Source organism: bacterium (assembly GCA_023150945.1).
Classification (GTDB): Bacteria; Zhuqueibacterota; Zhuqueibacteria; order Zhuqueibacterales; family Zhuqueibacteraceae; genus Coneutiohabitans.
Window position 1 is genome coordinate 1 of sequence record JAKLJX010000047.1, and the last position, 7372, is coordinate 7372.

Here is a 7372-nt window from a genome sequence, read left to right on the forward strand (position 1 = left end):
CTTAGGGCGTGCATCAAAGCGTCAGATCTTCCATGGGAGATCTGATATTCCTATTATTTATGCAAAACTCAATAAGTTTCGTTTATGCGGCCTGCGAAAAGCATCCTTCACCCCAAATGCAAAAGCCTGCGCAATCAATTCCTGATCCCCGTCGCCATCGACCAAAATAATTTCAGTAGTTGGAAACCTCCTTTTGACAATCTTGATCACCTCAATCTCATGCAGGTTGGCATTCGAGATCTCAAGGATGATTAGATCAATTTTGTTATCGCCTAGAATTGACTTAATCTGCGAATTGTCCTCACTCGTCAACACCACCGCGAATTCTTCCAGTTCTCTCTTCAGCTTTTCATCATGCGCGATTGTTGGTCCCGATACCAAAACGCAATGCTTTGCCATGAGTCAATCCTTTTGTCGATGTGCGATTTAAACAATGTCAATCTCCGTGCCAGGGGTTAAAAACAAAACAGCCCTTTGTAACAACGTGCAAAGGGTTGTTTATTCAGGATGATTTTTTGTTGGTGTCGTCTAATAGATGCGTAACCGGAAGGAACCATAGCGTCGACACTATAGTGTTATAGCGAAGGCGCTATGGTTTGAACGCAGCGGGGTCAATGCCGTACTGGTGCAACTTATGGTAGAGATTCGTCACATGCAGATCGGCGAGCTTGGCGGCTTGGGTGAGGTTGCCTTTGGCCAAGCGCAAGCAATCCGTCAAATAGTGGCGCTCAAAAGTCTCCACCACGTGCTGCTTGGCCACGTGGAAGGAAGACCATTTTTCCTGCGGGCTGGTGACACTGGGTGCCGGCGGCATCGGAAGCTCCAGCGCGGCGAGGGTTTCGCCTTCTGTCGTGACCACGGCACGTTGAATGATATTCTCCAATTCGCGCACGTTGCCGGGGAAGTCGTACGAAAGTAGCGCACCCTCGGCTTCTTCCGAAAGACGCAAGCCTGCCTTCCCGTGTTTGGTGCTGAACTGGTGCAAAAAATGCTGGGCCAGAAGCAGAATATCCTCGCCGCGCGCACGCAAAGGCGGCAGGGTGATCTCAATGACCTTCAGGCGATACAGCAGCTCTTCGCGAAATTTCTTTTGAGTCACGAGTTCCGCCAAACTCACACTGGTTGCCGCCACGACCCGGACGTGGCAGTGGCGCAACTCCGTTGAGCCGACGCGCGAGAATTCGCCGGTCTGCAGAACCCGTAACAGCTTCAGTTGCAGCGGCGGCGGCATATCATTCACTTCGTCAAGGAAAATCGTGCCGCCCTCGGCGCGCTCGAACCAGCCGGCGTGGTCTTTGATGGCGCCGGTGAACGCGCCGCGCACGTGGCCAAAAAGCTCGGATTCCAACAAGTTTTCCGGCAGGGCCGCGCAGTTGATCGGCACAAAAGGATGGTTGCGGCGCCGGCTGTTATAGTGCAGTGCCTGCGCGATCAGCTCTTTGCCGGTGCCGCTCTCGCCTTGAATCAGAACGGTAGCATCGGTGTCGGCAACCTGAGCGACAAGCTTCAAGATGGCGACCATTTTGGGATGGTGCCCGATGATCGCTTCGAATTTGTATTTTCCCCGCAATTCGCCCTCGAGCGCATGCACGTGGTTGCGCAAGCACTTCTGCTCCAGCGCCCGATGCGCCGCCAGCGAGATGAAATCCGCGAATTCCTGCATGAACGCGCCGGTTTCCGCCGCAAAAATTCCCCGCACGGTGCGATTATCGAGATACACCACGCCAAAAATTTTTTCTTCATATCGCAGGGGAAGACAAATGACCGAGAGTAGTTTCAACCGCGCCGCGCTGGTGCTCTTGCGCAACGCCGGATCTTCCAGGGCATTGCGCAAGCACACCGGCGTTCCTTCGCTTTTAACTTTGTTGATGATGGTGCGACTCACCTCGAACTCGGGGTGGTCGATTTCTTCTTTTTTCAGATTGCGCGCGGTTTCGAAGCGTGTTTCTCCGTCTTTGTCAAAAAGGATAATCATGCCACGCTCAGCGCCGGATAATTCAATAGTGCCATCCATCGCCACTGTGAGCACGCGATGCACGTCCGTCTCCGCCATCATGCGCTTGCCGATTTGGAGAAATTGTTGAAACATAGGAGTTTGTTGGCCAGAAGTTAGAAAAATTTCTGAAAAATCATTCAATTCAGCGCGGCTTCATCAGCCAAAGATCGCCGTCGCGCTCCTGCACCGCAAAAAAGAGCTCACGGCCATCGGTTGCCAGCGAGGTCATGCGATGCACGTGATGGGTGGAATAGCGATAAGCGGTAATTTGCTCGCGATTTTCTCCGTTGACCGCGACCTTCCAGATGTTTCTCACGCCGCTTTGCATGACAACGTGATAGATGAACTGCCCGTCCGGCGACCAACACAGCCCCAGGCCGCCGGCCTCCTTGTCAAACGTGAGTTGCTTTGGCTCTCCGCCTTGAAACGGGATCGTCCAGATATTTTGAAACCCATCACGATCCGAGGAGAACGCAATCGTTTTGCCATCCGGCGAGAATTTGGGGAAAGCATCACTGGCCGGATCGAACGTCAACCGCCTGGCCGCGCCGCCCGCAGCCGGAATAACGATCAATTCTCCCTCCGGCATCTTGGCGGTGTAAGCAATCCATTTTCCATCCGGAGACCAATCCGGCTTCATGTCGGCATAATTGTTCTTGGTGAGTTGCCTGTTCTCGCCATTGGCAAGATTCATGGTCCACACTTCCATCTCGTTGCCGTCTCCGTCTATGTACGCGATCATTTTGCCATCCGGAGACCAAACCGGAGATTCGCTGGAGTCTTTGGGCCGGTGAATGAGCCTGGGGTTGCGGCCATCCCGATCGCAGAGCCACAACTCATATTTGCCTTGCACGTTCGAGGTAAATAAAATTTTCGCGCCATCGGGCGAGAGGCTGGGTTCGAGCGTGGCGCGATCCCAATTGGTAATTTGCCGCAACCGGGATTCTGGTGATCGATTTGGTTTGCTCAAATCCAGAGCAAAGAGGTTGGTGCGCGTGGCAAGCTTGGAATACACCAGGATCCGGCGGTCTGCGACAACGTCAAACAACTTGAGCTCGGCCCCTAGAGTCACCGGCATCGCCTCGCCCACTGCCCGCCTCCGATTCAACGCGATCGGGCGCACCCAAACATCATTCACCCCGCCGCGATCGGAGCGAAAGAAGAGAGCTTCATCGCGCTCTCCCCATACCGGTGAGTAGTTGAAATAGGTGTCATCGGTCGCCAGGAATATTTCATCCCCCGTAACGCTTTTGACGCAAATGTTCCAGGACATATTGTTGCCAAACGCAAAGGCAAGCCATTGGCCGTCGTGAGACCAGGCGAGCGCATTGATATATTGCGGCTGTGCGGTTGCAAAGATCACTCGCGGTGCGCCGCCCGCGACTGCAATCGCACAAATTTTCTTGCCAATCGGCGGCTTGTCGATCTGGTAGGCGATTTGCCTGCCATCCGGCGACCAGGCCGGTTGCGCGCCCCACGGGGCAACTGGTTTGATCGCATGCGTCTGCAGGTCGGCGACAAAAATACCGCCGCCTTCCCGATCGGAGCGAAACACAATCTTTTTGCCATCAGGCGACCAGCGCGGCGTGTCATCCCGTTCCTTGCAATCCGCAGTCAGATTGATCATCTCACCGGTGGCAACGTCTTTTATCCAAATATCAGGGTTGCCGGCTCGATCGGAAGTGAAAGCTACTCTGTCGCCGGCCGGCGAGAGCGAGGGCTCATCTTCCAGCTCAGGCCCGCTGGTGAATGGAACAGTCTGAAGAGCACTGGCGAAATTTTTCAAGCTACCGGAAGAAGATCTATCGGCGAGTCTTAGAGCCAACAGCACGCCGATACTGACCGCAAAGAGGCTCGCCAGCAGCAAACGAAAAGGCCGTCTTGATCGGGAGGGCGAGGCCCGTTGCTTTGCTTGCTGAGCAGCCAAAGCCTGGTGCAGGGCTTCCATGGTCTGGAAACGATCCTGCGGGTGTTTGTTGAGCGCGCGTCGGATCGTGCTGAGGGTTGATGCCGATATTTGGCGTTTGCCGCCACCCACAAATTCCGGCGCGTCCCGCAGGATGGCTTGCATGACCTCGACGTTCGAAGTGCCTTTGAACGGCATGGCGCCAAAAGCCATTTCATAAAGCACGATGCCGAGCGAGAAAATATCGCTGCGGTGATCGACCGTCTGCTTTTCGATTTGTTCGGGTGACATATAGGCCGCCGTGCCCTGCAAGGAATTGGCGGAGGACTTCAATAGGTTGGATGCCGCAAAGCGAGATTCCTCAGCCGGCGAAGCCGTGTTTGCGTCGGCTTCGCTCGTTTTCAACTTGGCCAACCCAAAATCCATCACCTTGACATAGCCCTCGCGGGAGATCATGATATTCTCCGGCTTGAGGTCGCGGTGGATGATGCCCTTGGTATGCGCGGCTTGCAAGGCATCCGCGACTTTCATGCCGAGGGCAATGACTTCCGGTTCGGGCAGCGGCCCACGGCGCTCCAACGTCTGGCGCAGGGTCTCGCCTTCCACGAATTCCATGACGATGAAGTGAATGCCATCCTGTTCGTCAATGTCGTGAATGGTGCAAATATTGGGATGATTCAACGCCGAGGCGGCTTGCGCTTCCTGGGTGAAGCGGAAAAGGCTTTTCTCGTCGGTGACGAGATGGGGTGGGAGGATTTTGAGAGCGACGGGACGCAGGAGGCGGGTGTCAAAGGCCTTGTAGACCACCCCCATCCCGCCTTCGCCAAGTTTGCTCTCAATCCGATAATGCGTTATCGACTCACCCAGCATGGCTTACCCCACTAAAGAAAATCCCAAACCGTTGTGGGAACATCACCCAGCCACTTCACTGTCAGTGATCTCCAGTTCACTGCCACCGCGGCGACTCTCCTGCTGCCGCCAAAGGGAAATCCCAGTGAATGCGCTTCCGCCCCTTGCAGATTTGCAGATGGAATTAGCGTATCGGCGGTTTGCAGGCAGACTCGCCCGGCCGGTAATCCGTGCCTTCGTTGCAGGTCAAACTGCTCAGTCACTGCTGCGGATGAGGCGCGCGTGCAGGTAGGCGTCACGTTGAGGCGGTCGTCAGCGAGGCGAGGATGAAGCAGGCCTTCGCCGCTGCCAGCGTACTGGTTAGGGGAGGGGTATACGACTCGGCAGGCCACGAATTGGGTGAGCCGATTCAAAATCCGAGAGGGCCAGTCCGTGACCCGCTTGGGTTCATTCCTGAATGCATACCGGGATTTGATCATCGTACCTCCTGAGATTTGGCAGCCTGGCTGCGCGCGCATTGATGCAGAGCCACAGGAGGAAGAAAACAGTCCTTTTGCGTGATCCCAAAGTGGATCACCCAAAAGCGGTCGAGAGGAGTTCACCTCTCATTTGATAAAAAACTCTGTGAGATTGTGCGAGTTTGCCCGAGTGAAACAATGGTGAGGTGGTGCAGTTTCACTTTGGCTGGAGCAATTCACCCTGATCCGAAAATCGAACCCGTCAACCAACACCAGAAAACCAGCGTCGTTGGAACAGTTTTTTTTATCTATCAACAACTGTGCCGCAGATAACGACAACAACGTGAGGAATTCCGGCTTAAGTGTTGCATTTGGAGGGGGATTTGTTCTCGATCAATACATGATTTCCCATTCCTGCGAATCTTTATGAGAAAAGTTCGCAAACTCAAGAAGCCGCATCAGGTGATGATAGAGGCTCGCAACGGATCAGCCGTGTGAATTGAGATTATCCCTCCCTTAATGATTGCCACAGGCTTCCGCACCGCTGCTGCGACTCGAATGGCGGTCCATCGCTCAGCCGGCAATTGGTGAACCGATCATCATCATCTCTTCTTGCTTGTGCATGTGCCGCGCAACCGCGAACGGCATGATCGCGAACAGCCGACTGCCGGCATCCGGAGCCGTTTCATCAGAGCCGGCAGGAGGCTTGGGAATGCAGCTTCACCTCACGCGGCGTCCCTCCCGCAGAAACGGCTCAGCAAGCCCTTTGAGCGAGCCGTCGGCTTCGTAGATGGTTTCCGGAGAGAATTGGATGGAGTAGATGCGGCGCATGCGCGGGGTATTGTTGGCGCCGGAACGATGAAACGCAGTACTGGAAAACACCGCAATCGAGCCTGCCGGGCAAATCATCGGCACGCCGGGATCATCGCCGAAATAACCGATGCGATCATCGGAGCCAGGAAGAACTTTGTGCTCCACTTTCTCGCGCGTGCCGGCGCGTGAATAGGGCAGAATGTAGATCGTGCCATTTTCCTCATTCACGTCGTCGAGCGGAATCCAGGCGTTGACGTAGCATTTGTGCGTGTGGTCGACATAGCCGGAATCCTGATGCCAGCCGAACGCCGCACCCTTTTTGTCCGTGCCCTTGATTACGAACTGCTCCCAGAACAGCATGGCATTGTCGCCGATTGTAGCGCGGCAAATCTCCGCCATGAGATCGCTGAAAATAAACTCGGCAAGTTGCGGCCGGTTTTTGTAAGGCAGAAAAACGAAGTAACGGCTGTTGCGCCGGCTGAGGTGCAGCACGTCCACGCCGAGGCGATCCATCTCCGCATTTTGCTCCTGCACGTGAAAATCACACTCCGCGCGCAGTCTTTCGAGGTGCGCGTCGGGTATGACTTTCTCCAAAAGAAAGTAACCCTCTTGTTGATATTGGCGCTTTTGCTCTTCGGTAATGAGGGGGTTGGTTGAGGAGTTCATTTGTGGTTCCTTTTCTTGTAACACAGACCGCCGGTCTGGAAAACCCTCCAGTCCGGCTGACGGGGTTACGTTGCGAGTGCGCAGCCCAATTGCTGCAGAGTTTCAAGCCATTTGGTCTTCGTTGCCTCGTCGGGATTTTGCAGCTCGTGCAGATGCGCGGGCTTTCCGATTCTCTCCGCTTTATCCCTCCCCATCGCATGATACGGCATGATCTCGATTCCCTCGAGCTTGGGATACTCGGCCGCGAGCGCGGCAATGCCCTCGAGATGCGCAAGCGAATCATTCAGGCCCGGCACCAATGGGCAACGCAGCCTGATGCGTGCGCGCCGTTCATAAAGAAACCTCAAATTGCGCAGTATGGCCTGGTTCGCCACGCCGGTGAAACGCGCGTGCTCTTTGGCATCCGTCGCTTTATAGTCATAAAGAAAAAGATCCACGTCATCCACCAGTGCCGCGAACTTCGCCTGCGGCGCGAAGCCGCAGGTATCAAGACATGTGTGCAGGCCATGCGCCTTGGCCGCGTGCAAAAGCGCGCGCGTGAATTCGAATTGCGCCATCGGCTCCCCGCCTGAAATCGTCAAGCCGCCGCCGGAGTTGTCGTAATACTCCTTAGGGCCCGTTAAAAAACAAAGTATACAATTCTGAAGGTGCTTAATTTCGGGGCTTGATTGTGTAATTCCATTC

General features: G+C 54.9%; 5 protein-coding genes. All 5 read right to left on the bottom strand.

Going from position 1 to position 7372, the window contains the following annotated elements:
• Nucleotides 1-57: 57 nt before the first annotated feature.
• The 5 genes from L6R21_27860 to L6R21_27880 all read right to left on the bottom strand — a co-directional run bounded on the left by L6R21_27860 (nt 58) and on the right by L6R21_27880 (nt 7245).
• Nucleotides 58-399, bottom strand: a complete 342-nt coding sequence (locus tag L6R21_27860; protein ID MCK6563026.1) for a hypothetical protein — start codon at nt 397-399, stop codon at nt 58-60.
• 190 nt (nt 400-589) lie between these two features.
• Entirely contained in the window at nt 590-2089 is a 1500-nt protein-coding gene (locus L6R21_27865; GenBank protein MCK6563027.1) for a sigma-54-dependent Fis family transcriptional regulator, read from the bottom strand.
• Nucleotides 2090-2138: 49 nt separating this feature from the next.
• Nucleotides 2139-4715, bottom strand: a complete 2577-nt coding sequence (locus L6R21_27870; protein MCK6563028.1) for a protein kinase — start codon at nt 4713-4715, stop codon at nt 2139-2141.
• A 1214-nt stretch (nt 4716-5929) separates the two neighbouring features.
• Nucleotides 5930-6688: a phytanoyl-CoA dioxygenase family protein gene (locus L6R21_27875; GenBank protein ID MCK6563029.1), complete on the bottom strand. Its 759-nt coding sequence runs from the start codon at nt 6686-6688 to the stop codon at nt 5930-5932.
• A 65-nt stretch (nt 6689-6753) separates the two neighbouring features.
• Nucleotides 6754-7245, bottom strand: coding sequence for a radical SAM protein (locus L6R21_27880; GenBank protein ID MCK6563030.1), 492 nt, complete (start codon nt 7243-7245; stop codon nt 6754-6756).
• Nucleotides 7246-7372 lie beyond the last annotated feature (127 nt).

Coding starts and splice junctions, on each gene's coding strand:
- L6R21_27875 (MCK6563029.1), bottom strand. CDS start 6,688: ATGAACTCCTCAACCAACCCCCTCATTACCGAAGAGCAAAAGCGCCAA.
- L6R21_27865 (MCK6563027.1), bottom strand. CDS start 2,089: ATGTTTCAACAATTTCTCCAAATCGGCAAGCGCATGATGGCGGAGACG.
- L6R21_27870 (MCK6563028.1), bottom strand. CDS start 4,715: ATGGGGGTGGTCTACAAGGCCTTTGACACCCGCCTCCTGCGTCCCGTC.
- L6R21_27860 (MCK6563026.1), bottom strand. CDS start 399: ATGGCAAAGCATTGCGTTTTGGTATCGGGACCAACAATCGCGCATGAT.
- L6R21_27880 (MCK6563030.1), bottom strand. CDS start 7,245: ATGGCGCAATTCGAATTCACGCGCGCGCTTTTGCACGCGGCCAAGGCG.